At 67.5% G+C, this 26,843-nt stretch carries 24 protein-coding genes; 11 read left to right on the forward strand and 13 right to left on the reverse strand.

Features of this window, described 5'->3' with window-relative positions:
- Positions 1 to 6 precede the first annotated feature (6 nt).
- On the forward strand, positions 7 to 1,416 hold the full coding sequence (locus NR810_RS00750; protein WP_257446233.1) for a bactofilin family protein: 1,410 nt from the start codon (positions 7 to 9) through the stop codon (positions 1,414 to 1,416).
- An 80-nt stretch (positions 1,417 to 1,496) separates the two neighbouring features.
- On the opposite strand, the gene NR810_RS00755 is transcribed toward NR810_RS00750, so the two are convergent.
- Positions 1,497 to 1,997, reverse strand: a complete 501-nt coding sequence (locus tag NR810_RS00755) for a hypothetical protein (protein WP_257446236.1) — start codon at positions 1,995 to 1,997, stop codon at positions 1,497 to 1,499.
- Positions 1,998 to 2,293: 296 nt separating this feature from the next.
- Here NR810_RS00755 and NR810_RS00760 point away from each other — a divergent pair, with 296 nt between their 5' ends.
- Both NR810_RS00760 and NR810_RS00765 read left to right on the forward strand, forming a co-directional pair.
- Entirely contained in the window at positions 2,294 to 3,631 is a 1,338-nt protein-coding gene (locus NR810_RS00760) for a 2Fe-2S iron-sulfur cluster-binding protein (RefSeq protein WP_257446248.1), read from the forward strand.
- Positions 3,628 to 5,115, forward strand: a complete 1,488-nt coding sequence (locus tag NR810_RS00765; protein ID WP_257446250.1) for an FAD-dependent oxidoreductase — start codon at positions 3,628 to 3,630, stop codon at positions 5,113 to 5,115. The genes NR810_RS00760 and NR810_RS00765 overlap by 4 nt, the downstream gene beginning before the upstream one ends.
- Before the next feature lie 18 nt (positions 5,116 to 5,133).
- Here NR810_RS00765 and NR810_RS00770 read toward each other — a convergent pair whose 3' ends face one another.
- Entirely contained in the window at positions 5,134 to 5,979 is an 846-nt protein-coding gene (locus NR810_RS00770) for an SDR family NAD(P)-dependent oxidoreductase (protein ID WP_257446252.1), read from the reverse strand.
- A gap of 385 nt (positions 5,980 to 6,364) precedes the next feature.
- On the opposite strand from NR810_RS00770, the gene NR810_RS00775 reads away from it, so the two are divergent.
- From NR810_RS00775 to NR810_RS00785, 3 genes are all read left to right on the forward strand, one after another.
- Entirely contained in the window at positions 6,365 to 7,165 is an 801-nt protein-coding gene (locus tag NR810_RS00775; RefSeq protein WP_257446253.1) for a trypsin-like serine peptidase, read from the forward strand.
- Positions 7,166 to 7,425: 260 nt separating this feature from the next.
- Entirely contained in the window at positions 7,426 to 7,884 is a 459-nt protein-coding gene (locus NR810_RS00780) for a universal stress protein (RefSeq protein ID WP_257446255.1), read from the forward strand.
- 163 nt (positions 7,885 to 8,047) lie between these two features.
- Positions 8,048 to 8,491 (forward strand): hypothetical protein, encoded by a 444-nt coding sequence (locus tag NR810_RS00785; protein ID WP_257446257.1) that lies wholly within the window; start codon positions 8,048 to 8,050, stop codon positions 8,489 to 8,491.
- Positions 8,492 to 8,500: 9 nt separating this feature from the next.
- Here NR810_RS00785 and NR810_RS00790 read toward each other — a convergent pair whose 3' ends face one another.
- The 4 genes from NR810_RS00790 to NR810_RS00805 all read right to left on the reverse strand — a co-directional run bounded on the left by NR810_RS00790 (position 8,501) and on the right by NR810_RS00805 (position 12,220).
- A complete protein-coding gene (locus NR810_RS00790; RefSeq protein WP_257446260.1) occupies positions 8,501 to 9,514 on the reverse strand; it encodes an acetylserotonin O-methyltransferase in 1,014 nt (337 codons plus the stop codon).
- Positions 9,515 to 9,614: 100 nt separating this feature from the next.
- Positions 9,615 to 10,373, reverse strand: a complete 759-nt coding sequence (locus tag NR810_RS00795; RefSeq protein ID WP_257446262.1) for a lysophospholipid acyltransferase family protein — start codon at positions 10,371 to 10,373, stop codon at positions 9,615 to 9,617.
- An 18-nt stretch (positions 10,374 to 10,391) separates the two neighbouring features.
- Complete coding sequence (locus NR810_RS00800) at positions 10,392 to 11,180, reverse strand: exodeoxyribonuclease III (RefSeq protein ID WP_257446263.1); 789 nt, start codon at positions 11,178 to 11,180, stop codon at positions 10,392 to 10,394.
- An 86-nt stretch (positions 11,181 to 11,266) separates the two neighbouring features.
- Positions 11,267 to 12,220, reverse strand: a complete 954-nt coding sequence (locus NR810_RS00805) for an alpha/beta fold hydrolase (RefSeq protein WP_257446265.1) — start codon at positions 12,218 to 12,220, stop codon at positions 11,267 to 11,269.
- 131 nt (positions 12,221 to 12,351) lie between these two features.
- On the opposite strand from NR810_RS00805, the gene NR810_RS00810 reads away from it, so the two are divergent.
- Positions 12,352 to 13,137: a phytanoyl-CoA dioxygenase family protein gene (locus NR810_RS00810; protein ID WP_257446267.1), complete on the forward strand. Its 786-nt coding sequence runs from the start codon at positions 12,352 to 12,354 to the stop codon at positions 13,135 to 13,137.
- Between the two features lie 12 nt (positions 13,138 to 13,149).
- Here the strand turns inward: NR810_RS00810 and NR810_RS00815 are convergent, their stop codons facing one another.
- The gene (locus NR810_RS00815) at positions 13,150 to 15,489 is read right to left on the reverse strand and encodes a PAS domain S-box protein (protein WP_257446270.1); all 2,340 of its coding nucleotides are present in this window, start codon (positions 15,487 to 15,489) and stop codon (positions 13,150 to 13,152) included.
- 418 nt (positions 15,490 to 15,907) lie between these two features.
- Positions 15,908 to 16,846 (reverse strand): TonB C-terminal domain-containing protein, encoded by a 939-nt coding sequence (locus NR810_RS52545; RefSeq protein ID WP_257446272.1) that lies wholly within the window; start codon positions 16,844 to 16,846, stop codon positions 15,908 to 15,910.
- Positions 16,847 to 16,892: 46 nt separating this feature from the next.
- Between NR810_RS52545 and NR810_RS00825 the strand changes: the two genes are divergently transcribed.
- Entirely contained in the window at positions 16,893 to 17,690 is a 798-nt protein-coding gene (locus NR810_RS00825) for a WbqC family protein (protein WP_257446275.1), read from the forward strand.
- 27 nt (positions 17,691 to 17,717) lie between these two features.
- Here the strand turns inward: NR810_RS00825 and NR810_RS00830 are convergent, their stop codons facing one another.
- Positions 17,718 to 19,592 (reverse strand): ATPase, encoded by a 1,875-nt coding sequence (locus NR810_RS00830; RefSeq protein WP_257446277.1) that lies wholly within the window; start codon positions 19,590 to 19,592, stop codon positions 17,718 to 17,720.
- A gap of 71 nt (positions 19,593 to 19,663) precedes the next feature.
- Between NR810_RS00830 and NR810_RS00835 the strand changes: the two genes are divergently transcribed.
- The 3 genes from NR810_RS00835 to NR810_RS00845 all read left to right on the forward strand — a co-directional run bounded on the left by NR810_RS00835 (position 19,664) and on the right by NR810_RS00845 (position 22,427).
- Positions 19,664 to 21,325: an acyl-CoA dehydrogenase family protein gene (locus NR810_RS00835; protein WP_257446280.1), complete on the forward strand. Its 1,662-nt coding sequence runs from the start codon at positions 19,664 to 19,666 to the stop codon at positions 21,323 to 21,325.
- Positions 21,326 to 21,415: 90 nt separating this feature from the next.
- Positions 21,416 to 22,036 (forward strand): hypothetical protein, encoded by a 621-nt coding sequence (locus NR810_RS00840; RefSeq protein ID WP_257446283.1) that lies wholly within the window; start codon positions 21,416 to 21,418, stop codon positions 22,034 to 22,036.
- On the forward strand, positions 22,023 to 22,427 hold the full coding sequence (locus NR810_RS00845) for a hypothetical protein (protein WP_257446285.1): 405 nt from the start codon (positions 22,023 to 22,025) through the stop codon (positions 22,425 to 22,427). The genes NR810_RS00840 and NR810_RS00845 overlap by 14 nt, the downstream gene beginning before the upstream one ends.
- Positions 22,428 to 22,922: 495 nt before the next feature.
- On the opposite strand, the gene NR810_RS00850 is transcribed toward NR810_RS00845, so the two are convergent.
- From NR810_RS00850 to sitA5, 4 genes are all read right to left on the reverse strand, one after another.
- Positions 22,923 to 23,753, reverse strand: a complete 831-nt coding sequence (locus NR810_RS00850) for a hypothetical protein (protein ID WP_257446289.1) — start codon at positions 23,751 to 23,753, stop codon at positions 22,923 to 22,925.
- Positions 23,754 to 23,983: 230 nt separating this feature from the next.
- Entirely contained in the window at positions 23,984 to 24,811 is an 828-nt protein-coding gene (locus tag NR810_RS00855; protein WP_257446292.1) for an alpha/beta hydrolase, read from the reverse strand.
- A 70-nt stretch (positions 24,812 to 24,881) separates the two neighbouring features.
- Positions 24,882 to 25,241 carry a DUF2019 domain-containing protein gene (locus tag NR810_RS00860; protein WP_257446294.1) on the reverse strand — a complete coding sequence of 120 codons (360 nt, stop codon included), beginning with the start codon at positions 25,239 to 25,241 and terminating at the stop codon, positions 24,882 to 24,884.
- Positions 25,238 to 26,689 carry a SitA5 family polymorphic toxin gene (gene sitA5, locus NR810_RS00865; RefSeq protein WP_456062025.1) on the reverse strand — a complete coding sequence of 484 codons (1,452 nt, stop codon included), beginning with the start codon at positions 26,687 to 26,689 and terminating at the stop codon, positions 25,238 to 25,240. Before sitA5 ends, NR810_RS00860 begins: the two co-directional genes overlap by 4 nt.
- Between the last annotated feature and the right edge of the window lie 154 nt (positions 26,690 to 26,843).

Consider the following 26,843-nt stretch of genomic DNA (forward strand, 5'->3'; position numbering starts at 1 on the left):
GTCGCCATGAAGATCTCCAAGCGCCTGCTCCTTCCCGCACTCCTCCTCGCTTCCCCCCTCGCGCTGGCCCAGACCCAGGCCCCCGCGGCCCAGGAGGCCCGCGCCCAGGACACCATCAACGTCCAGTTCCGCGGCTCCCTGCGCGATGCGATCCAGAAGATCGCCGAGGAGGGTGGCCTCAACGTGGTGGTCACCGGCGACCTGGACTCGCCCGCCGAGGTCCGCCTGAAGAACGTCGGCGCCGAGCAGGCCCTGCGCACGGTGGCCCGCGCCTACTCGCTGAAGCTGGAGCAGGACAACGGCATCTACACGCTGCGCCCCCTGACGGCCGAGGAGAAGAGCCAGGTCAGCGTGGCGGCCCCCTCCGTGCCCACGCCGCCGGTTCCGAACGTTCCGCCGGCTCCAGCCATCGCGCCGCCGGCTCCCCCGGACATCGCGGACGAGGTGGCGGAGGCGGCCGAGAACGCCGTGGACGAGGACGAGGTGAAGGAGCGCGTGCGCGAGAAGATCCGGGAGGTGCGTCGCTCCCATGGCTCGCGCGACGTGGTGGCGCGCGGACGCTCGCTGGAGGTGAATGAGGGCGAGTCGGTGGACAGCGCCGTCGTCTACGGCGGCAACCTGACGGTGAAGGGGAAGGTGGAGGACGACGCGGTCGTCTTCGGCGGCAACCTGGAGATCACCGGCCACGTGGAGGGTGACGCACACGCCTTCGGCGGCAACGTGGTGCTCGGCCCGGGCGCCGTGGTGGAAGGAGACGTCTCGTCCTTCGGCGGCGCCGTCATCAAGCAGGACGGGGCGAAGGTGGAGGGCAGCACCGAGTCCTTCGGCGGCGCCAACATCGGCCGCATGGTGGCGGGGGAGATCAAGGAGAACATCAAGGAGGCGAAGGCCTCTCGCGTCGAGCGCGAGGAGCGGAACGACAACGACTTCGCGGCCTTCCTGGTGTGGTTCGCCATGCTCTTCGGCACGGGCTTCCTGGGGCAGCTCTTCCTGCCGACGCGGATGAAGGAGCTGGGCTCGGAGATCCGGGCGCAGCCGGTGAAGAGTGGCGTGGTGGGGTTCCTGGGCGCGCTGGCGATGATCCCCATCACCGTGGTGCTCACGGTGACGCTGATCGGCATCCCGGTGGTGGTGGCGCTGTGGGTGGTGGCCTTCCTGACGACGGCGCTGGGCTTCGCTGCGGTGGCGAGTGAGCTCGGCATGAAGCTGCCGGTGATGCGCGGCCGCAAGACGCAGGCGATGGTGCTGGCCCTGGGGCTGCTGCTCCTGCTGGTGGTGGGCAACATCCCGGTGCTGGGTCCGCTGGTGCTGACGCTGGCGACGCTGGTGGCCTTCGGCGCGGTCATCCGCACCCGGTTCGGCAACCGCCCGCGGGGCATGCCCGAGCCCATCATGTCCGAGCGCGTGCCGGGCTGAGCGGCGGGACGACGTGAAGGAAGGACCCTCCGGGGGCGGCTGTGAGCGTGGGGAACGCTCCGGCCGCCCCCGAGGTGTTTTCACCGGCCCGCCGGAAGGCCCGCCCCCGCGTGGTGCTTGCGGTGCAGTCCGTACAGCGCGCCATGCGCGAACCGGTGCCCCAGCAGGAGCGCGGGGCCGATCGCCATCGCCAGGTTCGCCGGGAACGCGCACCCCACCCCGAGCCCCGTGATGGCCACGAGGAACACGAGGCAGCCCACCAGGCCGAGCCGCGCCACACGCCCGCGGCCGAACAGCACCGCCAGTCCGCACAGCAACTGCCCGAGCGCGATGGGCAACACGAAGAGCGCGGGATTCGCCGCGAAGGGCCCCTCGATGAACGACTGGAACAGCGGAACGGCCATGGGCCCGAAGCCCTCCACGTACAGCCGGGGAGCGACGAGCGCGAGCGTGAGGTTGATGATGCTCGCGATCAGGAAGACGGCGGCCACCACGAGGCGCCCCACCGTATGGGGCCACCGGGCACAGGCGGCGACCATGACGGCGGCCAGGATGAACGAGAAGAAGTAACCGGTGAGCATGAACGCCTCCGCTGTAGGAACCCCACCCTCCTCCACAGCACGGTGCATGCCAGTCCCATCGCAAGGTGAGCACGCCGCGCCTCGCGCAACTTCTGCGTAACTCCCGGAGGAACGCGCACCCAGAGGGACCCGACCCCTGGTCCTCCGAGCGGGCTGACGCACCGCGCCAGCGAGGAGAGAAGCCGGGGTTCCACGCGCCATCACCCCCGCTGTCACCTCCCCTGCCCGGGAGGCAACGCGGGATCCCGAGCGGGCTTTGACCACCCGGGCCCGCTGGGACATTGTCCGCGCACCTTATGCGACGCCTCCCAGATGCCGCCTCGCGCGGTCAGTCCATCACCATGGACCTCGAGGGCGAATCCGTGCCGGCGGTCGAGGGCGAGCCGATCGCGTGCTCGCTCGTGGCCGCCGGTGAGTCCGTGCTCGCCCGCTCCATCAAGTACCACCGCGCCCGGGGCCCCTACTGCTTCGCCGGCGCGTGCTCCCACTGCCTCATGCGCGTGGACGGCGTGCCCAACGTCTACACCTGCCGCGTGCCAGCTCGCGCGGGCATGAAGCTGGAGCGGCAGAACGCCTACCCCTCCGCCAAGGTGGACGTCTTCGAGGCGATCGACTGGTTCTTCCCCAAGGGGTTGGATCACCACGAGATGTTCGCCGGTGTGCCCGTGGCCGAGCAGGTGATGGCCAAGGTGGCGCGCCAGCTCGCGGGCCTCGGGCTGCTGCCGGCCTCGCCCGCTCCGGAGCGCATGCCCGCACAGACGCTGCGCACCCGCGTGGCGGTGGTGGGCGGTGGCGCATCGGGCCTCTCGGCGGCCCAGGTGCTGGCCGCCCGGGGCGTGCCCTTCCTCCTCTTCGAGCGCGAGGACACCCTGGGTGGCCGCTTCGTCGCGGGCGCTCCGGAGCTGGATGCCCCGAAGATGCCGGACACGAGCGCCCTGCCCCCGGGCAGCGTGCGCACGCGGGCCACCGTCATCGGCCTGTATGACGACGAGGCCGGCCGCTTCCTGGCGGTGGTGACGGAGGAGATGAGGCTCCTCAAGGTCTACGCCGAGCGCTTCCTGCTGGCGCCGGGCGGCCACCCGCCGTTGCTGCCCTTCGAGAACAATGACCTGCCGGGCGTGTACGCGGGCCGCGCGGCGAGCCTGTTGATGCGCCGCTACGGCGTGGCACCCGAGGTGGCGGCGCTCGTGGGCTGGGGCCCCGAGCTGTACGCGCTGGCGCGGCTGATGGAGGAGCACGGGACGAGGGTAGCGGCGGTGGTGGACCTGAAGGGCCCGGTGCCCCCGGGAGCACCGGCTGGAGCCACCCTGGGCCGCGAGCCCAAGGCGCACGGCCGGAGCGAGGTGAGCGGCTTCAGCTACGCGGACGCGTCGGGCCGGCGGGTGAAGGTGGACTGTGACGCGGTGCTGGTAGCGGTGGCCACGAGCCCGAGCTTCGAGCTGGCCCGCCAGGGCGGTGCGAAGGTGGAGTTCGACGAGGCGCGCGAGGTGTTCGCGGTGGTGGCGGACGCGGACGGACGCACCGCGGCACCGGACGTGTTCGTGGCAGGGGATGTGACGGGTGGGAGGAGCATGGCGGAGTCCGCGGCCTCGGGTCGGCGCGCGGCCGAGGCGCTCCTCGGAGGACTTTCATGAGCAAGACGCTGATCTGCTCCTGCGAGGACGTGACCGCCGATGACATCCGGCACGCTGTCTCGCGGGGCTTCTGTGACGTGGAGTCGGTGAAGCGCTTCACGGGTTTCGGCACGGGCATCTGCCAGGGCAAGGGTTGCCTGTCGGCGGTGGCGGCGCTGCTGGCGAAGGAGAAGGCGCAGAAGCCCGCGGGCCTGCTGCCCTTCACGCCGCGGCCACCGGAGTTCCCGACGGAGCTGTCGGTGCTGGCCTCGGCGCCGGTGGACGAGTCCCAGCCTCCGGTGGGCGGAGTGCCCCAGGAGCTGTCCGTCTTCCCGTCGGCGCTGCGGCCGGAGGCTCCGGTGCCCGCTCGCGCGAAGGTGGTCATCATCGGCGGCGGCATCATGGGCCTGGCGCTCGCGTACAACCTGTCCCTGCGCGGCGAGACGGACGTGGTGGTGCTCGAGCGCGGCTACCTGTGCGCGGGCGCGTCCGGACGCAACGGGGGCGGCGTGCGCATGCAGTGGGGCACGTCGGCCAACATCGAGCTGGCCAAGCGCTCCATCGCGTTGATGGGCCGGTTCGCGAGGGATCTGGGCATCAACGTCTGGCTGCGCCAGGGTGGCTACCTCTTCATGGCCAGGACGAAGGCCGTGGCGAAGCGCCTGGAGCAGAACGTGGCGCTGCACAACAAGCACGGGGTGCCCACGCGGCTGCTCACGGTGGACGAGGCGCGCGAGGTGGTGCCCGGCCTGTCGCTGAAGGGCACGCAGGCGGCCTCGTACAACCCGGAGGACGGGGTCATCTTCCCCTGGCCGTTCCTCTGGGGCTACGCGAACGCCTGCCGCAAGGCGGGCATCAAGGTCGAGACCTTCACGAACGTCACCGGCTTCGAGCAGTCGGATGGCCTGGTGCGCAAGGTGAAGACGGATCGCGGTGACATCGCCTGCGACACGGTGGTGCTGGCGACGGGCGCGTGGAGCCCGGAGATCGCCAGGCTCGCGGGGGTGCAACTGCCCAACGAGCCGCACCGGCACGAGATCCTCAGCACGGAGCCGCTCAAGCCCTTCTTGAGCCCGCTGGTGTCGGTGCTGGACTCGGGGCTGTACTTCAGCCAGTCCATGCGCGGGGAGATCGTCGGCGGCATGGGTGACGCGAAGGAGCCAGCGGGGCTGAACATGGGCTCGACGCTGCGCTTCGTGTCCCGCTTCTCGCAGGCGCTGCTGGAGCAGATGCCGCAGCTGGGGCACGTGAAGGTGCTGCGCCAGTGGGCGGGCTGCTACGACGTGACGCCGGACAACAACCCGGTGCTGGGCCGCACGCCGGGCCTGGAGAACATGCTTCAGCTCTCGGGCTTCGTGGGACACGGCTTCATGATGGCCCCGGCGGTGGCCGAGCGGATGGCGCAGTGGATGACCACGGGCGAGTCCGACGAGCTCTTCACGCGCTTCAACCTGCGCCGCTTCCAGGAGGGCAAGCTGGAGCGCGAGGACATGATCATCGGCTGAGCCCCGCCCCGAGGCTCCTCAAGACGCCTCGGACCCACTGGCCAGCAACACCTGCTGGCCACGGTCCTCCAGCAACGAGGTGGCCCGCCGCAGCTTCTTCGCGGCCATCAACCCCGTGGCCCGCATCAGCGGGCGCGGCATGAGCGACACCAGCCGCATCATCCACCGGTACGCCAAACCCGGGTACACCAGGGGCGAGGCATGCTCGAACCCCTCGAGCGCCTCGCGGGCACACTGGACCGCGGAGATGCTCATCCACGACGGCGGGTGTGCGAGCGCCTCGCCTTCAGCCACCGGCCCGGGCTCCACCCGCGTCACCACCACGCCGGTGCCGGCCAGCTCCAACCGCAGTGACTCCGAGAACCCCTCGAGGAAGTGCCGGGTCCCCGCGTAGACGGCCATGCCCGGGATGTACAGCCGTCCACCCCCCGAGCCGATGTTGAGGATGCCGCCGCGCCCGCGCTCCACCATGCGCCGCAGCAACCGGTGCGTGAGCAGCATGGGCGCCGACACATTGGCCCGCAGCATCTGGTGGATGCGCGGCCAGCGCTGCTGCTCGTAGAGGCCGTACTCCCCCTGATCGGCGTTGTTCACCAGCACGTCCACGTGGATGAGGTGGCGGTGCAACGAGTCCAGGAGCGCATCCACCTCGTCCGGATGCGACAGGTCGCACTTCTCCACCGCCACGCCCAGGGTGGGGTTTCTCTCGAGCAGCTCGTCCCGCAGCTCCTCCAGCGGCTCCCTCTCGGATGCGACCAGCACCAGGGTCCGGGCCCTGCGGGCGAGCTGGCGTGCGATCTCCCGGCCAATGACCGAGCAGGCCCCCGTGATGAGCACGGTGCCGGAATCGATGGGTGGGCGCATGGGCTCCTCTCCTCCTTGCCCTGACAAAAGAGAAACCTAGCCACCTCTCCCACCCTCCACAGGACTTGCCGGGTCGAAAGCCCTCCGGGCCACCCCTCCCTGGGAGCATCACCGATTGTCCAGTTTCGCTACGGTTTCCAGGAATCCAGCTGTTCTGATTGAGGACAGTCGCCGCCCCCGCATAAGGTGCGGAGCCGACTCGGGTTTTCTCCCAGTCTGTGCAATCCGTTTACATCTGCCATCCAGAGACGGGAGCGTGCATGCTCCAACCGGGGAGCGGGTGGGGCGCCGTCTTCAGAGGGAAGAACGGCCGCGCGGGCATCTGGCACGGGACGTGCCACAGGGCTTCGTCCGCGCATCCCCGCGCATGGAGACCCCCCCACTTATGAACCTGAAGATTGCTCGTGCGTTCCTGGTCGTCGGTCTGACGGGCTGTGGTGTTGCCGAGCTGCCTCCGGACGTACCGGACGCGGAGTCCGTTGGCTCCGCGGAGTCCCCGGTCATCGTGAGCTCGGTGAACTGGAGCAGCGTCACGTCGCTGAGCTCCACCAGCACCGAGCGGACGCGCTCCAAGGCGGTGGGCTATCTGTCGATTCCCGCCGTGGGCAGCCGCTGCACCGCGTGGCTGGTGGCCAATGACAAGGTGGTGACCAACAACCACTGCATCGGCAGCAGTTCGCAGGCGGCGGGCGCCAGGGTGTCCTTCAACTACGAGGACGGCGTCGCCTCGGCCAACCGCATCTGGTACGACTGCTCCACCTTCGTGAAGACGTGGACGGCCGAGGACATGACGGTCATCCAGTGCAAGGCCGTCAACGGCACCCTCCCCGGCCAGGTGTACGGCAAGCTGACGGTGGCCAGCGGCAACGCCACCAACGGCTCGGCCATGTACGTCGTCCACCAGAACTGCGACTACAACGCCACCCCGAGCTGCACGCCGACGAAGAAGTACTCGCCGGGCTCGGTCCTCAACACCAACTGGAGCAGCAACGAGCTGTCCTACAACGCGGACACGCTGGGCGGCTCGTCGGGCTCGCCGGTGCTGGGCGGCGCGGGCTCCACCTACGCGCACCAGGTGATCGGCCTGCACCACGTGGGCGTCGGCTCCAACTACAGCAGCAGCGCCTACAACGCGGGCGTCGAGGCCTCCGCCATCAAGGCCCGCCTCGCGGAGATCGGCCTGTAGTCCCGGGTCTCCCCCACGCTCGAAGCACGGGAACGGCGGCTCCTCTCGGGGGCCGCCGTTTCGCTTTTCCCCCTCCCCGTGCCTGCCCCTCCGGGCAGGACTCCGTCGGACGCAAGGCTTGCGCTCCCTCCCCACCTCTCGGAAGAGTTTGCACGCGGACATCCCCCTTCACATGCGGCTCCCCTGGCACGCTTCTTCCAGCCATCTAAGGAGCAAAGCCCACCCCACTCCGGGGTCCGGGCGGCAACGGAGGGATTACGATGCCCACGCCTTCTCGCATCCTCGTGCCCGTGGACCTGATGGAGGGTTCGCGCACCATCATCGACTACGCAATCCAGCTCGCCCGGCCGTTCAACGCCTCCCTGGAGCTGCTGCACACCTGGGAGCCGCCCCAGTACGTGGCGCCGGATCTCCTGGTCGCCGCGCCGGGCTGGAGCCCCCAGTCGCTGGAGAAGACGGCGCTCGATGCGGCGCGCAAGGAGCTGGAGGCGCTCGTCAAGGAGCTCCAGTCGTCCGTGCCCATCACCCATCGGCTGGAGGTGGGTGAGCCGGGCGCGGCCATCCTCCGGGTCGCCGAGTCGGGCGGGTTCGACCTGATCGTCATGGGGACGCACGGCCGCCGGGGCCTGCCGAGGCTGCTGCTGGGGAGCGTGGCCCAGAAGGTCATCGCCCGGGCGCACTGCCCCGTCCTCACGCTGCACGTGCCCGAGGAGAAGTGAGCCGGGGGGCGCGGTGGCCACGCGCCCCCTCGCCCCCTCACCGCGCGTCTCATCCGGCGAGATGACCACATAGATTCCGGTCGGAAACGGTCCGGGCTAAGCTCCGGGCCCGTACCGCCGGGCCCTCCCCGAAGACAGGGCCCGGCCGACACGAGGGGTCGCGATGCCAGTCCCACAGAACGTCCAGACGGATTACGGAATCCGCATCCACTGTCCCGGGTACATCACCCCCGCGGAGGCGCGCGCCTGGTTCGAGGACATCAAGCACAAGGTGCTCACGCTCGAGGGCAAGCCTTTCGGGATGCTGGCGGATGCGCGCACCCAGAAGGCCAACCCTCCGGAGACCCAGGAGATCGTCAAGGAGTCGATGGTCTGGCTGCGCGGTCACGGCATGGAGCGCTCCGTCGTGGTGCTCGACAGCACGGTGGCGCTCATCCAGATCCTGCGTCTGGCGAAGACCTCGGGCGTGTACGCGTACGAGCGCTACCTGGATGCCTCCAAGGACCCCGACTGGGAGCGCAGGTCCCTGGATTGGATCATCCGGGCCATTGATCCGGATCTGCCGGTGCCGGCGCCCGTGCAGGTGCAGCCGCGCACGGTGCGCTGACCCGCCGTCTCAGGCGATGACGCCCTCGACGATGCACAGCGGCGAGGGCGTGGGGATGACGCGCGACACCTTCAGTCCGGCGGCGGCGAACATCTCCTGGAAGTCCCGCTCGGTGCGCTCGCGGCCACGCGAGGACGAGAGCATCAGCAGATCGACGATCTTCCCAGGGCTGGGCTCGTTGCCCGGAGAGATGACCACGTCGATGGCCAGCACGCGCCCGTGGGCCGGCAGGGCCTGGCGCACGCTCTTCATGATGGACACGCACTCGTCGTCGTCCCAGTCGTGGAGGACGCGCTTGACGAGGTAGGCGTCGGCGCCGGCGGGGACGGACTTGAAGAAGTCGCCCACCACGGTGTCACACCGATCCGCCACGCCCTCGGCCGCGAGCACGGTGGAGCCCTTCAGCACGTAGTCGAGATCGAACAGGGTGCCCTGGAGCGAGGGATTGCGCTTGAGGATCTCGGCGATGAAGCCACCGTGGCCGCCGCCCACGTCCACCACCCGCTGGCATCCGGAGAAGTCATAGGCGCTGGCGATGGGGGCGTTCTCCAGCGCGGTGAAGCCCGTCACGCCGTTGTCGAAGACTTCGGCGGCCTCGCGGTTCTTCGCCAGGTAGTCGAAGAACATCTCCCCGAGGTTGTGCTCCAGCGCGTTCTTGCCCGTGCGCAGCGTGTAGAGCATCTCCCCGGCGGCATCCCAGAAGGCGGGGTGGGCCAGCATGAGGAGGGCATCGCGCATGGAGCCGGCCACGTCCGTGCACAGCGGCTCGGCCAGCGGGGTGAGGCCGAAGCGGCCCTGCTCGTCCTCGGAGAAGATGCCCAGGCTGGCCAGGGCCCGGAGCGCCCGGTGCAGCGAGCGCGGGTGCGTCTCCGAGCGCAGCGCGAGCTCCTCGAGCGGCTTGGGGCCGTCACGCAGCATGTCCGCGATGCGCAGCTTCGCCACCGTCGTGAGAGAGGCTGTCACCAGGTAGCCCATACCGAGCTGGGCCAGGACGGCTTGGGGGGGAATCTGGGGGATATCCATGGGGGAATTTCCTATACTGCACGAAAATTGAACCCCCACTGGATAACAGAGACAAGGACCTGCTGTCCAGTAGCCCTGCACAATGAGTGCGTATGCGGAATTACTCCTCGCCGGGAGCCTTCCCCTCGACGCCGGTGAGCGGCATCAACGAGGCCCGGAGGGCGAGGATCTGCTCCCGGGCCATGGCCTTGAGCCGCTCCAGGTCCGCGAGCGTCATGCCCTTGGTGGAGATGGGCGTGCCCACCGTCACCAGGGCGCGAGACGTGGCGAAGCGCCACGAGTGCTTGGGCAGCGCCCGGCGCGTCCCGCTCACCGCCATGGGGAGCACGTCCGCCCCCGTCTCGATGGCCAGCCGGAAGGCGCCGTCCTTGAAGGGGAGCAGATCCTCCGTCTTCGAGCGCGTGCCCTCGGGGAAGATCATCACCGGCATGCCCTTGTCCAGCCAGCGGGCACAGATGGCCATGGCCTCCTGGGCGGAGTCCTTCTCGCCCCGGCGCACGGGGATGTCGCCGGCCAGCCACATGCTCCAGCCCACCACGGGAATCTTGAAGAGCGAGGCCTTGCCCAGCCACTTCATCTCCCAGGGCAGGAAGGAGATGAGGAACGGATCCGCGTTGGACTCGTGGTTGCTCACCACCACCGTGCGGCCCGCGGGGCGCACCGGCTTGCCGTGCACGGCGAACTTCCAGAAGGGGTTGAGCCTGGCCGCGGTGACGCCGATGAGCCGGAAGGCGCGCCCCGTCACGACCTTGCGCCGATCGAAGGGCCAGGTGACGACCAGCGGCGCCTGGATGCAGAAGCCCGTCAACGCCACCAGGCCGGTTTCCAGCCACGCATACATGGAGAGCAGTGCGTTCATGAGGTCCCTCCGGACGTATCAGCGGCGGACCTTGGGGTCCAGATCCACGCTCACCGGGCAATGGTCCGAGCCGAGAATCTGGCAATGGATGCCGGCGCGCTTCACATAGGGCATGGCCCCGGGCGAGGCCAGCACGTAGTCCAGGCGCCACCCCACGTTGCGCTCGCGCACCCCGAAGCGCTGGCTCCACCAGCTGTAGTGCCCCCCACCCTTCTCGAAGTGGCGGAAGGTGTCCACCCAGCCGGAGCGGATCCACCGGTCGAGCTCCGCGCGCTCCTCGGGCAGGAAGCCGCTCGTCTCCCGGTTGTCCTTGGGCCGGGCCAGATCGATCTCCTGGTGCGCGGTGTTGAAGTCCCCCATCACCAGGATGCGCTCGCCGTCGCGCAGGCCCTTCTCCAGCAACTTGAAGAGGCGCCGGTAGAAGGCCAGCTTGAACGGCACCCGGCTGTTGTCCCGCTCCTTGCCGTTGCCGTTGGGGAAGTAGCAGTTGACGACGGTCAGGCGTCCGAAGCGGGCCACCTGCAGCCGGCCCTCGGCGTCCATCTCCGGCACGCCCAGCAGCGTCTCCACGGAGTCCGGAACCTTGCGCGCGAAGAGCCCCACCCCGCTGTAGCCGAGGCGCTGCGCCGACACGAAATGGGAGGCACGCCAGCCCTCGGGAGCGCGCACCTCCTCCGGGAGCTGTGACTCGAGCGCTCGTACCTCCTGCACGCCCACCACATCGGCCTTCTCGGCCGCCAGCCAGGTCAGGAAACCCTTCTTGTGGGCCGATCTCAGCCCGTTCACGTTCCAGGAGACGATCCGCACGGTACCGATCTCATTGCCTGACCGGCGCGCGCGGGTCCAGTCCCGCTACGCGCCGGTTGGGTGACAACGAGGCGCACGGAAGGACTTCACGGCGTGTGCGCCGGATAGGCCGGGCCCACGCCACAGGACTGGCGGAAGGCACGCAGGGCCTCGGCGATCTCCGTGCCCGCCTCCACCAGGCCCGCGTGGCCCGCGTCCTCCACCAGCACCCACTCCGCGGCCGGGAGCCGCTCGCGCATCCGCGTCATCTCGAGCAGGGGCACCAACAGGTCGTTCTTCGCGGCGATGATCTGCACGGGCACCCGGAGCAGGGGCAGCACGTCCCAGGAGGGCGGGGCCTCCACCAGACCGCGCATCATCAACCAGAAGGCCTGGGGATCCATCCGGCGCAGGGCCAGCATGAACTCCTGGATGTCCGCGCGAGGAGCGCGGGCCCGCAGCAGCCCCGTGGCACGCCCGAACGGGTACGTCAGCCGCGAGGAGAGCAGCTCGTGGACGAGCGGCGCCACGTGGGGCACCAGGGGCGTCAGGCTCCGGAAGGCGCGGGCCAGGGAGCCTTGCCCGCCCGGCAGGGGGAGGAACCAGGCGCTTGGATCCGGCGTGGAGGGGCTGCCGCCGATGAGCGTCACGGCGGACACCAGCTCCGGCCGGCGCCGGTACAGCTCCAGCACCACGCGCACGCCCATGGAGAAGGCCACGTGGTGCGGCGGGCGCCCGTCACCGCGGACCATCATCTCCTCGGTGACGCGCTCGAGGTCATCCACCTGGACGCGCATCGAGTAGTCCCCCAGGACGGACACGTGGCTCCGGCCATGGCCCCGGTAATCCCAGTGCACCACGCGGTGGTCCTGCTCCAGGTCCGCGACGATGTACCGCCAGAAGTTCTCCGACGTGCCGATGCCGTTGGTGAGCAGCACCGTCGGCCGGGAGGCGAGCGCCGACTCCGCCTCACCCTCCGGGGCATTGCCCACATGCGTGTGGTACGCGACGCGAGTGCCATCGGGGGCGGAGACGAAGCGGGTGAGACGGCGGTAGGGCATGTCCCGCCCACCATTCGGCCGGCCTCCCGCCAATGCAACCCCCGGCGTTCACTATTCGGTGCCCCTGGAGTGCCCGCCATGGTTGTTTGTCGTTCCATGACGCCGACGAAGGCCACGTACGCGAGGTGAGCATGCTGACCGTGGACGCGGAGACATTCGACATCGCGGGTCCGCTGGCGCACTACGCCGAGCACGGCTATGCGCGCCTGGGGCGGCTGCTGGACGCGGAGGGCCTGGAGGCGCTGCGCGAGCGGGCGGACGATCTCATGTTGGGCCGGGTGAGCTACCCGGGCTTCTTCTGGCAGATGGACGCGCCCACGGGCCGGTACGAGGACACGCCCCTGGGGCTCGGCTGGCAGGGCCCCTCGCTGGACTACCGCAAGCTGGAGAAGCTGGAGAAGGATCCGCGCTTCCTCGCGTGGATGGAGAACCCGCTCTTCGAGCGCATCGCCCGGACGCTCATCCCCGGGGACATCTGCCTCTACCGGGCCATCCTCTTCCACAAGGGCCAGCGCGGCGGGAGCGAGCTGCCCTGGCACCAGGATGGGGGTAAGCTGTGGGGCCTCACGAAGGATCCCGAGCTGCAACTGTGGACCGCGCTCGACGACGCGCCGTTGGACGGAGGTTGCGTGGAGGTGGTGCCGGGGAGCCACCGCTGGGGCCTGTCCACGCCGCTCGGGGGCGTGGTGCCGCCGGATCAGGTGGCGGCGCGCGGAGCGGATGGACGGAAGGTCCCGCTGCCGGTGGAGGCCGGCGAGGTGCTGCTGCTGCACAACTACGTCTGGCACCGCTCGAGCCCGAGCCGCACGGGGAGCCGTCGACGGGGCTTCTCGGCCTGCTACATGAGCGCGGACACGCGGTGCGTGCGCAAGAAGAAGGCCCCGCGCGACTTCTTCCCGCTCTTCCGCTCCCGCTGAGGGAGCGGCGCCCTACCCCGCCTTCAACCGGGCCTTGTGGTACGCCGGGAGGCTGATGCGGAAGGTGCTGCCCTTGCCCAGCTCGCTGGAGGCGGAGATCTCCCCGCCGAAGCCGGTGATGATGCCGTGGCAGATGGAGAGGCCGAGCCCCGTGCCCACACCCACTGGCTTGGTGGTGAAGAACGGATCGAAGATGCGGCTGAGCACCTCGGGGGGCATGCCGCAGCCGGTGTCCTTCACCTCGATGATGGCGTGATCGTTCTCGGTGCGCAGGCTGACGCGGATCTCGTTCTTGTCCGGCTGGCCGGGGGCGATGGCGTGGGCGGCGTTGATGAGCAGGTTGAGGACGACCTGGCAGTACCGGGCCTCGCTGCCCTCCACGAGCGGCACGTCGGACACGTCCTTCACCAGGGTGGCGCGGTGGCGCAGCTCGCCGCGGGCGAGCGACAACGCGGAGCCGATGACGCGGGTGAGGTCCACCGAGGTGGGCTGCTCCTCGTCGCCTCGCGAGAAGGTCTTGAGGTCCTGGACGATGAGCCGCACGCGGTTGACGCCCTCGTTCGTCTCCTCCAGCACCTCCTCCAGCTCGTCCAGACGGCCCGTGGGCAGCTCCGCGGACAGCGCGTGCAGCTCCTCGGTGAGGAAGGACAGGTTGGAGATGACGAACGCGAGCGGGTTGTTGATCTCGTGCGCCACGCCCGCGGCGAGCGTCCCCACCGAGGCCAGCCGGTCGGCGACGACGAGGCGCGCTTGAATCTGCTTGCGCTCGGTCAGGTCGCGGGCGGTCACCAGGGTGGCGGGCTGGCCGGCGAAGACGAGCCGCAGGCTGCTGATCTCCGCCGTCACCACGCTGCCGTCCGGAGGCTGGAAGCGGATCTCCCGCACCCGGTGGCCCCCGCGGCCGGCCATGCCATCGAGCGTGCTGGCGGCGACGGCGCGATCCTCCGGGTGGACGAAGTCCAGCAGCGAGCGGCCCACCAGCTCGTTGGCCTGCAGGCGCAGGAAGGCGCACGCGGAGGGGTTGACGTAGAGCAGCGGCCCGCCGCGGTGGACGAAGATGGCCTCGGGCGAGCCCTCGATGAGGGCGCGGAAGCTCTCCTCGGAGCGGCGCAGCGCGCCCTCGGCGGCCTTGCGCTCGGTGATGTCGAAGGACACGCACCCGAGGAAGCGCCGGCCGGAGCTGTCGCGGGCGATGAACCGGTAGGTGAGGAAGTGACGCGGCTCGCCGTCCGGAGTGGGGATCATGCTCTCGGAGACGGTGGGCTGGCCGGAGCGGAAGGCCTGCTCATCCTGCTCGCGCAGGTGGACGACCGTCTCCGGCGGCATGAGCTGCTCGTCGGGGATGGCGCTCACGTCCATGCCCGTCGTCAGCCCGAAGAAGCGCCGGAAGGGCTCGTTGACGAAGACGCGTCGGCCCGACTCGTCCTTCATGTAGGCCAGGGCCGGGTTGTTGTTGAGGAAGGAGTCGAAGAGGTGCTGACTCTCCTGGAGGGCGGTGACGATGGAGGCCACCTCCGTCATCAGGGCCTGCTTCGCCGCGTGCTCGGCGGCGTTGCCCATGGCGGCCCCGAGCAGGCCCGCCATCAGCTCCATGGTGCGATCGTCCGAGTCGACGAAGGCGTAGGGCACCTGCGAGGCGATGCTCAACAACCCCACCGTCTGGTTGTCGCGCTTGAGGGGCACGTTGAGCATGGAGCGGATGCCCATGTTGCGCGACACGTTCTTGTTGACGCGCGGGTCGCGCTCGGTGTCGTCGGTGCGCATCACGTCGCCGCTGAGCACGCTGGCGCCGGCCATGGTGCTGCGGATGGGCAGCCGCACGCCCTGCACGTGCGAGTAGAAGCCGAGGCAGATGCGGAAATACATGTCCTCGCCTTCGATGAGGCCCACGGCGGCGCCGCCCGCGCCACAGAGGATCATCGCCCGCTCGGCGATGAGCCGCATCACCACGTCGAGGTCCAACCCGGCCAGGGCGATGTCGTTCTGCGTCTGGATGATGGCGGCCAGACGTTCGATCTCCCCGCGAGCGGACTCCTCGTGGGACTGCCGGCGCATGTACGCGTAGCTGCGGCGCTCGAGCAGCTCGATGCGGGCGCGCACGTCGGCGGCGTGGAAGGGGGCGACGAGGTAGTCGTCGACGCCGAACTCCAGCAGGGAGGAGATCTCCTCGTCCGAGGTGCTGGGCGCCATGCCCAGCACGATGACTTCGGCGGCGCGGATCTGCGCGCGCAGCTGGTTGAACCACTCGGACTTTTCACGGACCAGCTCGGACCCGACGACCAGCGCATCCACCAGGGAGATGGTGGCGGCGGTCACTTCGGGGCCCGCGGCGACCACCACATCGTGACCCATCCGGGTGAGCTCGGCCCCGATGGGGTGGTCACCGTCGCGACTGAGAAGGAGGAAGCGCATGGAGGGCGGGAGTGGGCTCTTTGGGAGGCAGAAGATTGCTAGATCGGGGCCCTTGCGGTCCACCAGGAGCCCCCGGATTCTGTAAGAACCGTTCTCCTGATGGATGGGAGCCTACTCCTCTTCGTTCCTCCTGGGGGAGAGGGAGGAGGAGGAAGAGGGCTGCCCTGGCCGGTCGTGCCACCAGCGAACGACCCGGCCTTATAAATGCCATGTGTAGGACGTTCCCGTGACGTTCACGAGCGCTGGGGTGGTCGCGATGACCCGGGTCGGAAACACTCCCCCTGGAATTGGAGAGAGGGAGTATTCCACCTGACGTCTGTTCAGGCAGGCGAGCAGCCGCGCGGCCCCTGCGCCGCCCCTACTCCGCGGAGACCAGCTTGACGCGCTTGGGGTTGAACTTGGGGATGGCCTTGCGGTCGACCAGGTCCACGACGTCGAACCGGAGCGGCGGGAGGGTGGGAGGAGGCTCGAAGGAGAAGCGGAAGACGCTGCTGAGGGAGTCGCGGTGCCCCACCAGGTCCCGAGGAGGAACCGGGAGGGACTCGGCGGCGGAGCGCAGGTCGGCGAGCACCTCCTGGTCCATGCTGGGGTCGCAGGAGGGGTAGACGACGGAGGCCTGGAGGAGCCTGCCGGAGGGAGCCTGGACGAGGCGGACCTCGACCTCACAGGTGCGGCCCGACTTGCGCCGCGAGGAGGTCCCGGTGGCGCGCCAGGCGGCGAGCAACACGTCCTGAAGCTCGCCGAAGTAACCGTGCACGAAGCCCCTGTGCACCTTCTGCTGGGCGACGAGCTCACGCAGCGCCGCATCGGGAGACTTGGGGGCGGGGGCGTGCAGCCGGGTCCCCACGGGGCCAGTCCCCGGCTCCTCCGACGCGGCTCCCGGAGCGACCTGTGCCGAGGCATTGGGGAGCATGCGCGGAAGCAGGGAGCCGCTGCGAACGGGGAAATCGGACGCCGGAGCCCCGGGAGCGGAGGGCACATCCGAAGCCAGGGGCGCGGAGGCGCCGGGCGCAGCGGGAGTCTCCGGAGCCTGGGACGCCTGGGGAGCCACCGGAGCGGACTGGGAGCCCGGCGCGCGCCGGGTCCGCTTCCTGGAGGGCGCGGGAGGAGGAGCGGGGGCCTGGGCCGTGGGGGCGGAGGGCCGGGTCACCTCGTGGAACTCCAGCTCGACGACGGTCCTGGCCGGAACCGGCGCGGGGGGAGGCGCCTCGCGGAGCCACAGGAAGAGGAAGACGTGAAGCAGGACGCTCGCCGCGACGGCAAGGGCGAATGGCAGGCGGGAGCGGGAGCGGGACACACCTCATCTTCCGACGATTCGGAAGCGCGGGCTACAGTGACGAACCGTGAGCGAGCACGCGGGCGTCCTGGTCGCCGAGCAACCACACTACCTGCCGTGGCTGGACTTCTACGAGCAGGTGGCGAGAGCGGACACACTGCTGGTGCTGGACAACGTGCAGTGGCTGAGGAGGGGGTGGCAGCGGAGGGCACGAGTGGCCCTGCCACCGGGGGCTCCCCTGCCCGCTCCTACGGAGCCGGCGTTCCAGTGGCTGACGATTCCACTGGAGGGAGCGCACCGGGACACGAGGATCTCCGAGCTGGCGGTGGACACGGGACAACCGTGGACACGGAAGCACCTGGCGACGCTGACGATGCTGTACGGGAAGAGACCCTACTTCCGGAGCCAGGTGCTGCCGAGGCTGGAGGGCTTCTACGCGGAGGCGGAGAGGGAGGGGGGACCGGGCTCACTGCTGCGCACGCTGCTGGCGAGCATGGCGCTCTTCTACGAGCCGCTGGGGCTGAAGCCGCGAGTGGAGCTGGCCTCACCGTTGGACCGGTCGCACCCGGACAAGACGGGGAGACTGGTGGCGTACTGCACGCAACTGGGGATGGACACGTACTACTCGGCGGTGGGCTCGCTGTACCTGAAGCCGGGCCCGTTCCGGGAGGCGGGGGTGAAGCTGCTGTGGCAGAAGTTCCGCTACCCGGCGTACGACCAGGGCCGGAAGGGGGAGCGCTTCGTGGTGGGGCTGTCGATCGTGGACGTCCTGTCGAACGTCCACGTGGACGAGGTGCGCAAGTGGCTGGAGCCGTCCCCGTGGGGGCCCTTCGCGAAATCCCCTCTCCCTCTGGGAGAGGGTTAGGGTGAGGGTCTTCCCCCACCCCGCGCCTCACTTCCCCTTGTCGAACCGGACGAAATAACTCCGGACGGCGGAATCGATGAGGTCCTGGTCCAGCTGGGGCTGCATGCCGCGGTAGTGGGCCATGTCGATCATCTGATCGAGCAAGTCACGAGGTTGGCAGGCGGCGAAGCGGCGGCCGACGGGCTTGTAATGGGTGTCGATGAGGTACTGGACCATGTCGGCGTCGTAGGGGACGCCGCGCTTGGAGCACATGACCTCGAAGATCTGATGGAACAGCTCCTCATCGGGGGGCTGGACCTCGAGCTTGTAGCGGACGCGGCGGAGGAAGGCGTCGTCGACGAGATCACTGGGCTCGAGGTTGGTGGAGAAGGCGGCGAAGACGTCGAAGGGGACCTGGACCTTCTTGCCGGTGTGGAGCGTGAGCATGTCGATGTCGCTCTCGAGGGGAACGATCCACCGGTTGAGGAGGTCCTTGGGGGAGACCTTCTGACGGCCGAAGTCGTCGATGAGGAGCATCCCGTTGATGGCCTTCATCTGGAAGGGAGCCTCGTAGTACTTGACCTCTGGGGAGTACACGAGGTCGAGCATCTCGAGGGTGAGCTCACCGCCGACGACGACGAGGGGCCTGCGGCAGCGGACCCAGCGCCGGTCATAGGGCTGGGAGTTGTCGTCCTCCTCGACGGGCTTGTGGAGGTTGCTGTCGTAGATGCGGACGACGAAGTCGTCGATGAGGATGGCGTGGGGGATGAAGATGTCCCCGTCGAAGCAGTTGACCATGCCCTGGCAGATGGCCGTCTTTCCGTTGCCTGGGGGGCCGTAGAAGAAGATGGCGCGGCCGGAGTTCATGGCGGGGCCGATGCCATCGAAGATGTAGTCGCGGATGATGAGGTCGCCGAACTTGTCCAGCATCCGCTGGCGGGTGATGCGGTTGCCGCGGACGGTCTGCTTCTTCACGGCGTCGACCCACTCCTGGAGGGAGATGGGAGCGGGGCCGTTGTAGCGGTTGCGATCGAGGATCTGCCGCAGCACGTCGGTGGCGAACGTGGTGAGCTGGTAGATCATCGTGGACTTGCCGACGCCGGAGCCACCGCCGCCGCGGATGTCGATGTACTTCTGGCGACGAAGCCCTTCGAGGATGTCCTCGATGACGGAGGAAGGCAGCTTGAGGCGGTTGGCGATGTCCATGCCCCGCATCTCGCCGGCGAAGAAGATGGCCTTGAGGACGAGCTCCTCGACCATGGTGGCGGTGAGGCCCGTCTCCTCGAGCGAGCGGGGCTGGGAGGGCCAGAAGCGGGAGCCCTGGGGCGCGCCCCCTCCATCGGCGACGGCGGAACGGCGCTGGGTGCCGGTCATCCGGGGGGGGCCCGAGGCGCCGGGGGCGGGACGGCGCAGCTCGGCGGGGACGGGAGGCAGCTCCGCGGTGGGAACGGGCGGGGCCGACGCGCGGCGCATCTCGGCGGGGACGGAGGGCAGATCGATGCTCGGCACGGGCGGAGCCGCGCGGCGAGGCTGCGGCTCGACGATGACGGAGGGCAGTTCCCCACTGTTGGGAACGGGCGGGGCCGGGCGGCGCTGCTCGGAGGGCACGGGAGGCAGCTGCTCGGTGGGGAGCTGGGCGATGCGGCGGCGCTCCTCGGGAGAGGGATTGCGGCGCTCGAGGAAGGGACTGGGACCGACGGGACGGCGCTCGGGGGGAGCGCCCTGGGCCGGGGGCCGGGAGGGACCGCCGGGAGCCGCGGGGTTGGGCCCGGTGGAAGCCCGGGGCCGGGGTGGAGAGGCCAGCACGTTCGGACCGGAGGCCGCGGGGGTCTCCCGGGGCGTGACGGTGCGGCTCGTATCGGTCTGGAACTCGGGGGGCTCGAATCCGGGGGGAGTCGCCCCCGGCCTCCGCTGCTCGGCCATGCTTGCTCCGGGTTGAATGGGCCGAGTGTAGCAGGCTCCTCCGGTGCTGGCTCGGTGCTAGCTTGACGGGCATGAGCTTCTTCCAGGAACCGCCGAGGCTTGGGAACCAGTATGACGATGACGCCCTGCTCCGGAGCTATCTCGCCCGGGTACTGCCGCGGGACATGCGGGCCGGGTTGGAGAACGAGTTCCGCGAGCTGGGCGAGCTGGGAGGCAGGTACTTCTACGAGTTCCAGCAGAGGGACCGGCTGAACGAGCCGGCGCTGACGCAATGGGACGCGTGGGGCCACCGGGTGGACCACATCGAGGTATCACCGCTGTGGAAGGAAGCGGAGGCGCTGGCGGCGAGACGGGGCCTGGTGGCGGTGGCCTACGAGCAGAAGAACGGCGAGCTCTCGCGCATCCACCAGTTCGCGCTGAACTACCTGGTGCAGCCGTCACTGGACGTCTACTCGTGCCCGCTGGCGATGACGGACGGGGCGGCGCGGACGCTGCTGTCGCTGGGGAACCCGGAGCTGATCGACCGCGCCCTGCCCCACCTGACGTCGAGGAAGCCCGAGTCGTTCTGGACGTCGGGACAGTGGATGACGGAGCGGACGGGCGGCTCGGACGTGGGGCTGACGCAGACGCAGGCACGGAAGTCGCCCGAGGGCTGGCGACTGTACGGGACGAAGTGGTTCACCTCGGCGACGACGGCGCAGATGGCGCTGACGCTGGGGAGGCCGGAGGGGAACGGACCCGGGGGCAAGGGGCTGGCGATCTTCTACGTGGAGACGCGGAATCCGGACGGGAGTCTGAATGGAATCCAGATCAACCGGCTGAAGGACAAGCTGGGAACGAGGAAGGTGCCGACGGCGGAGTTGACGCTGGACGGGACGCTGGCCACGCCGGTGGCGGGGCTGACGGACGGCATCCGGAACATGGCGTGGATGCTGAACGTGACGCGGACGTGGAACGCGATGGGCGCCGCGTGGAGCATGAGGAGGGCGCTGGCGCTGGCGAGGGACTACGCGAGCAAGCGGGTGCAGTTCGGAGCGCGGCTGTCGGAGAAGCCGCTGCACGTGGACACACTGGCGGGGCTGGAGGCGGAGTTCCACGGAGGCTTCCTGCTGGCGTTCCGGGCGGCGGAGCTGCTGGGGAAGCTGGAGGCGAAGACGGCGACGGAGGAGGAGCTGCTGTTGCAGCGGCTGGTGACGCCGTTGGCGAAGCTGACGACGGGACGGCAGGTGGTGCACGTAACGTCGGAGGCGGTGGAGAGCTTCGGCGGAGCGGGCTACGTGGAGGACACGGGGGTGCCGAGGGTGCTGGCGGACGCGCAGGTGCTGTCCATCTGGGAGGGGACGACGAACGTGCTCTCGCTGGACACGCTGAGGGCGATGGCGAAGGGGGGCGCGCTGGAGGCGCTGTACACGGACGCGGAGCGGAGGCTGGGCACGGCGAAGGACGCGGGCCTGCGGCCGTGCGTGGCGGCGGCGCAGGATGCGCTGGAGAAGGCGCGGTCGTGGGTGATGAAGGCGATGGAGAACCCGGCGGAGGTGGAGGCCGGAGCACGGCGGTTCTCCCTGACGCTCGGCCGAACCTACGAACTGGCACTGCTGGTGGAGCACGCGCAGTGGTGCCTGGACAACGGGCACGGCCCGAGGACCCTGGCGGCGGCGCGGCGGCTCATGCGCAACGGCGTGGACCAGCTCGCCGACATGGATTTGGACGACTCGCGGCTGCTCGTTTCGTAACCTACAGAGGACATCCCATGTACACGTGTATCGGCACGCACTACAATCCAAACTCACTTCAGCACAGTAGAAGCCCAGCAGACTAAGCCCATGAAAACAAACGGGATTTCGTCCGCGCTCTGGAATGCATTCATAAGCGTCAACGGCGTCGCAGTTGGACTGATTGGCCTGGCAATTGCACTGGTCGCATGGGCCTGGAAGCCAGAAACAGAAATAAAGCTCTCAATTGCCATTGCAGTAACCATTCTCTCCGGCTTGGCATTGCTCTTTGCCATTCTAACCAAAGCACTGATCGACACAAACAAAGAACTCAACAACACCACACAAAACCTAATCGAAACAATAAAAAACCAAAAGCAACAAATTCCTCGAGCAATACTTTGCAAGAAAATCGAGACCACCAAGGGTGTCCATCAAACCATAATCCTTCTGGAAGCATCCGACCTCTTTCTCGGGGGGATGGCAGTATCGTTTAGCTACGTCGATCAAGATGGCTTCGAGCGACTGATTGGCCATGGGTATATATCAGTAATACAAGACGACAAACGCATTCAAGCAACACTGACGAACCTTCTCCCTGGGCAAGACGACATCGCCAATAAGCTTCTACAAAACAACAGACAAACACTGGATACTCTTCGCACAAAACCCTATCTCAGCCATCCATTCCTCACCCAAATCACTCAAGGACCAACCAATGCAAACACCTAACAAAGACAACGCACGTTCCTTCCCTGCAACCGTCGCGGCAGTGCTGGATGAATACACAGTCGTCATAAACCGAGGCTTGATAGATGGCGTAAAGCAGGGGCAAAGATTCTTGATCTACACTCTCGCATCTGAAACTCTTCTAGATCCAGAGACAAACGAACCATTGGGCCGGCTTGAAATCGTCAAAGGCACTGGAACGGTCATTCATGCACAAGAAAAAATGTCGACCATTAGATCGGAGAAACAAGGACAAAGCGAACGCAAAGTAGTGCGTCGTAACAGTCCATGGATTGGCATGCTGGGAAGTGCTGAGGAGGAAACCATTTATGTACCAGGAGCACCTTTGAGTTTTGACAATCCAAGATCTGGAGATCTGGCTAAGCCGATCTAGCCAATCATAATCTACAATGACATCGGGGAGGTACAGCTCCATGAATAGAAACGCCGGACAGAGGAAGCCCTGCGCAGTTCGCATGCACTCCCCAGCATTGCTCCAGACCAGAGAGACGTGGGCACTCTGCCCTCGGATACGCGCCGCTACGGGCAGGCCTGGACAGGAGACACTGCGGTCGTCATCCATACAACGAAATCCGCTACCCACAAGGAGGCAAACTCCCCTTCTGCGGCGTTGTCACACGTATGATGGCTTGAACAAGCTACCCGACTCATCCCCAGGCATCGTCATCACCCGAGATGATTACGGCACCATGCATGGCTGTCTCGGTCTTTCACTGAACCAGATCCAGCTCGTTTCTTTTGAGGACAGGAATTGAACCCCATGTCCCTTGGCTGCCAGTGGAGAGACATCCCTGGAGGACCATGACGACTATCGATGGACGGGAAGTGACGGGGAGCACGGTGCGGTGAGCCTCGTGCTCCCGGCGGCTCAGCGCTGGCAGTAGGACGGCATGGTGCTCGGGAGCCCACCCGCGTAGGGGGATGGGACGGTGCCGAAGGGATGGGCTTGGAGGAACTGCCAGACCGCCGCACGCGCGTCCGTTGGGATGGTATGCCCCCTGCCGTGGTTGCACAGCATGGCGAACTGGGACTTGGACTTCAGATCGTTGTAGTAGTTCTGGCTCACCGTTTGGAAATTGATGACGACCTGGTCGGATGGTCCGCCGTGGAAGATCATGGCGGCGAACTTGTTCGTTGGATCCTGGGTCGGGATGGTGGAGGTCCTTCCACCCGAGTAGGTCGCCACGCTCGCGATGTATCCAGAGCGGCGGTAGCTCATGTGCGTGGTGTTCAGACCTCCCGCGCTCATACCCATGCTATGGATGCGGCGCACATCGATGCCGACCTTCTGGATGGCACATGCCAGGACTTCGTCCGCCACGCGGAAGTCATCATCGCGTGACGTAGACGAGACATAGAACCAGGGGAAGGTCCCCGCGGCGGGATCACGTGCTGGCGCCGCGACGATACCGCCCATGGCCTTGATGGCTTCGATTTGCGTCGTGCCAATGCCCGTGCTGGCCTCCGTCGGCTGGCTGCCCGTGCCGTGCCAGTAGAAGACGAGCGGACCATCCAACGTCCTGGCCGCATCCGACATCCAGATGCGAACGGAACGGGCCGGGATGCCCGCCGGCCGGAAGGTCAGCGTCCCCTCCTGGAACTCGGGACAGGGGCCGGTAGGCGTTGGAATGAAGGCGGGCGAGGGCTGGGCCAGGCTGGCGCTCGTATCCGACAGCGTCTCAGAATGTATGTCTTCCACGCCACTCCACTCGTTCCCTTGTTCACCGCCACATGCGGAAACGGTCACGACGAGCGCGGCAGCAAGAACTCTCTTCATGGCAAACGACCTCCGGGTGGGACAGCGGTCAATGCGGAGGCAGCATATGAACACTCCTTGGCCCGAATAGAAAGCAAAACGGAATTAACGTAAAAATCGAGCAATACCGGTATGTCTCAGGGTGAACTCTGGGACTTGTGGTTTCAATCTGTTTACAGCACTCCGTCTCGAGCGAACTCCGTCAGCTCATGGAGAGTCTCGGGCAGGCCGAGGATGTCATTGTGGCGCCTGCCTTCAACGAGACGCACAGTGACGTTCGGAAACAGGGTTCCCATCCGCCGCCCCATGTCCGTGGGGATGATCTCATCCCGAGTCCCGTGGACGATGAGCACCGGCAGCTTCAGCCCGGGGGCTTTGGACGCACTGTCGAACCGGTCCCTCGCGAGCAGCCTCACAGGCAGCCATGGGAAGACCTTCGCCGCCATGTCCACGATCGAGGTGTACGGCGTGATGAGCACCAGCCGCACGCCGTGACCCCGTTTCGCCATCTCGACCGCCACGCCCGACCCGAGCGACTGTCCCTGGAGCACCGTGCGCTCCCGAGGCACTCCCAGTTCCCGGTACAGGTGCGCCAACGCGGTCTCCGCCGCGGCGTAGGCGCCCTCCTCGGAAGGCCCCTGCTCCGCTGCGAGCCCGTAGCCCGGGAACTCCACCGCGTAGAAGCCAAGTCCCGCCTCCTGGTAGCGCCGCGCCAGCCACTCCGTGTCCGCGAGCTGCTCGCCATTGCCATGGAAGTGCACCACGGTGGGCGCTCCTTCGGGCGCGGGCATGTGGAAGGCGTAGGCCGTCGAGCCCTCCGGTCCGGGAATCCGCAGGAGCGAGGCCCCGGGCAGCTCCGGTTCACGGGCCCCTGGCGGCGCCGGGAACAGCAGGTGCCGCTGATTCAGGAACACCAGGACGCACAGGCCCACGTATCCGATGACCAGCGTCACCAACAGCATCAACAGCATCCGCCTGGCTCTCCGAAGAAGACGATCCATGACGGCACCTTAGCGTCACACGCGTCTACGAGACAGAACCGGGCGGAGAGCCATCCGCCTCGGCCTGAGGTCACTCTTCGGCGGGATCCAAGGCCCAGGTCCCCTCTTCCCACCGCTTCAAGGCCTCTGATGCCTCAAAGGCCGCCAATCCTTCGCCGTTTGCTATCTCTTGCAAGACGGCCCTGGCCTCTGATGTCCGATGACGGAGCAGGTAGACGGCGGCCATTCCCCGCACATCCATTCGCGAATGAGTGAACAATCTGACGAGTGCATCCCGCCCCACGTCCCCATGCGCACGCAGCATCTTGAACGCGGCGACCCGCTGTTTGGCGTGCCTGTTGCCAGTTCTGGCATCCCCTCGGAAAATAGCATCTGTCTGTTCTGCTGTGTGGTAGGCAAACTTCTCCACCAGATCGTCCAACGTCTTCATCGGACCCTCCAAATGCCTCTCCTGATTTTATCGATGGCTTCCAGCCCAAACTGCCGCTGAGCCTCGTATGGCTGAGTGGAAATCCATTTCCGCACCGTCAATTTGTCGGAGCCGGTGACTCCTTCGCGAATTGACGAATAGAAGGCGCTCACGTCTCCGTGCAATCCCTCTTCGAGAGGGATGACATTCTCGGTGTTGTGAATCGCCTCTGGTCCAAAACGTTTGATGTTTTCCTTGTGCTGCTCGACGATGTGATGCCACCGGTTGCCCTTACCCGGCGAGCCCAACGCCTTCGTGATACCACTGTGAGAACGCCAAGCCCTGTGCCCATTGAGAAGGAGCTTGCCCCCAGTCCCGGTGGAACGCCCACCACCCCCGCCCTGAGCAGCCATCGCTACAACGTCAGACGCCAGAACGACACGGATTGTCCCCTCGGGCACGGAGACGATGATCCGCTCGATACCGGTTGTCGCATCCACCAGTCGCAAGCCCGTGTTGGCCTCTACTGCACGCAAGGATTGCCCAAAGCCCGGAAGCTTCGGGGCCTTGGAGACGAGCGCCGCGGTTTCGCCCACCGCCGCGGTCCCCACCAGGACGAGAATTCGCACACTGTTGGGACCAATGACCCGGCCGAACCGCTCACCTGCTTCGCGCAGCTCAGCGAAGGTGGAAGCCCGCGCTGCATCCTCGGAGAGCTGCGCATAGGCCTGGATCAGCTCGAAGAACTCGAACCCGAGATAGCCCCACAACAGCACGGTAAACGCGGCGGCCACACCTTTCGAGACGGGCTCGGGCGCCAGCAAGAGCGCCATGTATCCCGTGATGGCGATGCTCACGGTGGCCAGCACCCGTGTGGGGTCGAGCATGGCCCGCACTTCCGCATCCAGGCCTTCCAACGCTGGGCCCACGGCTAGAGCCAAGGCAATGGCACGCCTGTCGTCAGATTGCAGGTGAGGCCCATCGTCAAGCAGGGTGAGACAATCACCCGGAGTGCCACGCCGCTCGCAAAGCAGCCCATAGGACCGCGCCAGGTCCGGCGGCACCGCCTCTCCGCACGAGTCAACAGAGCCCGACGCCAGCCCTCGGCTCGGGAACACAGGGGCAGAGGTGGCCACACGCAGCGGCATGCCGAGCACCAGTGTCACCAACGCGGCCTTGAACTCCGATTCCCCCAACCGTACCGGCTCGAAGTCCGTGGGCAACCTGGCGAAAACACGGGCGACATTGTCGTCCTCGTCGCCGCGTGGCACCGCTGATCGGTCCCGCCGCTCCGGAGATTCTCGCAGCGCTGACGGTTGATCGCGGTTCACCGCCAGCCGTCCGCCAGTAGGAGCCCCCGTGGCACACGCGCCAAGGAGCACTAGCGCCATCAGGGCCAGCGCGCCTACTCGCGAGCGCCGCCGCTCACGTGGGAGAACCAGTAACGAGTAGGCAGGATTGCTCCTCATGCGCTGCATCCCCTGAGCCTACGCGAATCTCCCACCTCCTGGGGAAGACCCTCACCCCAGCCCTCTCCCAGAGGGAGAGGGAGCATCCACGGATCCGTTTCGTGTTGCACGAGTGTATTTTTGACACTATGTTGGTGTCCTGGAAACACCAAGA

It is taken from the genome of Archangium lipolyticum, from assembly GCF_024623785.1.
Lineage (GTDB): Bacteria > Myxococcota > Myxococcia > Myxococcales > Myxococcaceae > Archangium > Archangium lipolyticum.

What these genes read in the sequence shown, in the direction of transcription:
- NR810_RS00855 (WP_257446292.1), bottom strand. Translation starts at nt 24,811, where the DNA reads ATGGATCGTCTTCTTCGGAGAGCCAGGCGGATGCTGTTGATGCTGTTG.
- NR810_RS00840 (WP_257446283.1), top strand. Translation starts at nt 21,416, where the DNA reads ATGAAAACAAACGGGATTTCGTCCGCGCTCTGGAATGCATTCATAAGC.
- NR810_RS00760 (WP_257446248.1), top strand. Translation starts at nt 2,294, where the DNA reads ATGCGACGCCTCCCAGATGCCGCCTCGCGCGGTCAGTCCATCACCATG.
- sitA5 (WP_456062025.1), bottom strand. Translation starts at nt 26,689, where the DNA reads ATGAGGAGCAATCCTGCCTACTCGTTACTGGTTCTCCCACGTGAGCGG.
- NR810_RS00750 (WP_257446233.1), top strand. Translation starts at nt 7, where the DNA reads ATGAAGATCTCCAAGCGCCTGCTCCTTCCCGCACTCCTCCTCGCTTCC.
- NR810_RS00810 (WP_257446267.1), top strand. Translation starts at nt 12,352, where the DNA reads ATGCTGACCGTGGACGCGGAGACATTCGACATCGCGGGTCCGCTGGCG.
- NR810_RS00770 (WP_257446252.1), bottom strand. Translation starts at nt 5,979, where the DNA reads ATGCGCCCACCCATCGATTCCGGCACCGTGCTCATCACGGGGGCCTGC.
- NR810_RS00775 (WP_257446253.1), top strand. Translation starts at nt 6,365, where the DNA reads ATGAACCTGAAGATTGCTCGTGCGTTCCTGGTCGTCGGTCTGACGGGC.
- NR810_RS00755 (WP_257446236.1), bottom strand. Translation starts at nt 1,997, where the DNA reads ATGCTCACCGGTTACTTCTTCTCGTTCATCCTGGCCGCCGTCATGGTC.
- NR810_RS00790 (WP_257446260.1), bottom strand. Translation starts at nt 9,514, where the DNA reads ATGGATATCCCCCAGATTCCCCCCCAAGCCGTCCTGGCCCAGCTCGGT.
- NR810_RS00845 (WP_257446285.1), top strand. Translation starts at nt 22,023, where the DNA reads ATGCAAACACCTAACAAAGACAACGCACGTTCCTTCCCTGCAACCGTC.
- NR810_RS00835 (WP_257446280.1), top strand. Translation starts at nt 19,664, where the DNA reads ATGAGCTTCTTCCAGGAACCGCCGAGGCTTGGGAACCAGTATGACGAT.
- NR810_RS00780 (WP_257446255.1), top strand. Translation starts at nt 7,426, where the DNA reads ATGCCCACGCCTTCTCGCATCCTCGTGCCCGTGGACCTGATGGAGGGT.
- NR810_RS00795 (WP_257446262.1), bottom strand. Translation starts at nt 10,373, where the DNA reads ATGAACGCACTGCTCTCCATGTATGCGTGGCTGGAAACCGGCCTGGTG.
- NR810_RS00805 (WP_257446265.1), bottom strand. Translation starts at nt 12,220, where the DNA reads ATGCCCTACCGCCGTCTCACCCGCTTCGTCTCCGCCCCCGATGGCACT.
- NR810_RS00815 (WP_257446270.1), bottom strand. Translation starts at nt 15,489, where the DNA reads ATGGGTCACGATGTGGTGGTCGCCGCGGGCCCCGAAGTGACCGCCGCC.
- NR810_RS00785 (WP_257446257.1), top strand. Translation starts at nt 8,048, where the DNA reads ATGCCAGTCCCACAGAACGTCCAGACGGATTACGGAATCCGCATCCAC.
- NR810_RS00765 (WP_257446250.1), top strand. Translation starts at nt 3,628, where the DNA reads ATGAGCAAGACGCTGATCTGCTCCTGCGAGGACGTGACCGCCGATGAC.
- NR810_RS00830 (WP_257446277.1), bottom strand. Translation starts at nt 19,592, where the DNA reads ATGGCCGAGCAGCGGAGGCCGGGGGCGACTCCCCCCGGATTCGAGCCC.
- NR810_RS00860 (WP_257446294.1), bottom strand. Translation starts at nt 25,241, where the DNA reads ATGAAGACGTTGGACGATCTGGTGGAGAAGTTTGCCTACCACACAGCA.